This window comes from Frankia sp. AiPs1 (genome assembly GCF_023716945.1).
Lineage (GTDB): Bacteria > Actinomycetota > Actinomycetes > Frankiales > Frankiaceae > Frankia.
Map to the genome: position 1 here is coordinate 1 of NZ_JAMQQF010000900.1, position 1,541 is coordinate 1,541.

The 1,541-nt window shown below is 74.1% G+C and carries 1 protein-coding gene and 2 pseudogenes; 1 reads left to right on the forward strand and 2 read right to left on the reverse strand.

What is annotated here, in order from left to right:
- A pseudogene (locus tag ND748_RS31710) lies at positions 1–242 on the reverse strand (L-seryl-tRNA(Sec) selenium transferase); the annotation flags it as partial.
- Between the two features lie 436 nt (positions 243–678).
- On the opposite strand from ND748_RS31710, the gene ND748_RS31715 reads away from it, so the two are divergent.
- The gene (locus tag ND748_RS31715) at positions 679–1,308 is read left to right on the forward strand and encodes a TMEM165/GDT1 family protein (protein WP_251749966.1); all 630 of its coding nucleotides are present in this window, start codon (positions 679–681) and stop codon (positions 1,306–1,308) included.
- Positions 1,309–1,324: 16 nt separating this feature from the next.
- On the opposite strand, the pseudogene ND748_RS31720 reads toward ND748_RS31715, so the two are convergent.
- Positions 1,325–1,541 (reverse strand): annotated as a pseudogene (locus ND748_RS31720) (hypothetical protein); the annotation flags it as partial.

Consider the following 1,541-nt stretch of genomic DNA (forward strand, 5'->3'; position numbering starts at 1 on the left):
GTGCGTCCCCGGCGGTCCCGGCGGCCGGTGCGCAGGTCCAGCTCGAGATCGGTGGTGCCGGCGGCGAGATCCACCGCGGCGCGCGCGGCCGCGGACAGCGGGGCCCGGCCGAGCGCGCCGTGCAGGATCACCCCGGTGGCGTTGATCACTGGGCGCAGTCCGGTGGCCGTGCGGGCGAGTGTCATCGGCGCAGGAACCGGACCGTCGCCGGCGCGGTACGCGAGGGGAACCGCGTCGTCCATCACTCCACGTGAAGTTAGTGCTTCTTTCCGAGATTTTCACGGAGCCCACCACCGATGGATGGTGTCCTTTCGTGTTCCTGTGGCTCGTTCCCCGTCAGAGCGCCAGCGGGGCGGATCGAGGCGAATGCCGACGGTCCGCGCAGGCTGTACTGTCTCCCTCCGAAGGGGAGTAGCCCCGCCGAGCGGCCCGCCTCCGGTGCGCACGGCCTGGGACGACGGACGTGTCCGTCGCCGGGCCGGCCGGGTGCGGCGTCCGAGCGGTCCGGTCGTCGACATACTGGCGTCCGCCGAGCGGCCCATCCAGGGCCGGTCCGCGGGCACCCGGCGGCCGGGCCCGGCCCACGCGGCCGGGTGGGCGAGACCTTCGACACGGCAGGCATGCCGGGTCGAAGGCGCGTCCCCGCCCCCGGCCCGGTCCCACGGAGAGGTCCGGGCATTGAGCATCACCACCGCACTCATCACCTTCGGCGTGATCTTCCTGGCGGAGCTTCCCGACAAGACGATGGTCGCGAGCCTCGTGCTGGGTAGCCGCTTCCGACCGCTGCACGTCTGGGCCGGGGTCGCACTCGCCTTCGTCGTGCACGTCACCGTGGCCGTGGCCGCCGGCAGCGCCTTCTCGCTGCTGCCGCACCGGATCGTCGACACGATCACAGCGGTGCTCTTCGTCGTCGGAGCCGTGCTCGTGCTGCGCGAGGGCCGTGAGAGCGACGGTCCGGAGCGGGACGAGCCGGATCGGGCCGATGCCGCGGCCGAGCGAACCGCATCCCCGGCGCCGGCCGCGGCCGCGACGTTCTGGCGGGTCGCGGCCACCTCCTTCGGGGTCGTCTTCGTCGCGGAGCTCGGCGACCTGACGCAGATCTCGACGGCGAACCTGGCCGCCCGGTTCGACGCGCCGGTGGCGGTCTGGATCGGTGCGGTGCTGGCCCTGTGGACGGTGGCCGGCCTGGCCATCGCGGGGGGACGCGGGCTGCTTCGCCTACTGCCCATCGCGGTGATCACCCGGATCGCCGCGGGCGCCTTCCTGGTCCTGGCCGTCGTGTCGGCGATCGAGGCGGTGCGCGGCTGAACCCGGCGCGCCGCGGCTACCGGAGCACTGGCCAGCGCGGGTCGTCCGTGGCGAACACGAGGACGACGTCGGTGTCCGAGGCGAAGTCGACCAGCCGCGCCCGCGCCGGCAGCCGCGCAAGCGCGTGGCGCAGCTGTTCGGCGGCGGATCCCTCGGCGACGCAGACGACGTGGTGCGAACGGACGGCGGCCCGTCCGTCGCCGTCCTCGCCGCAGCGGTCGGCAGGGACGGGG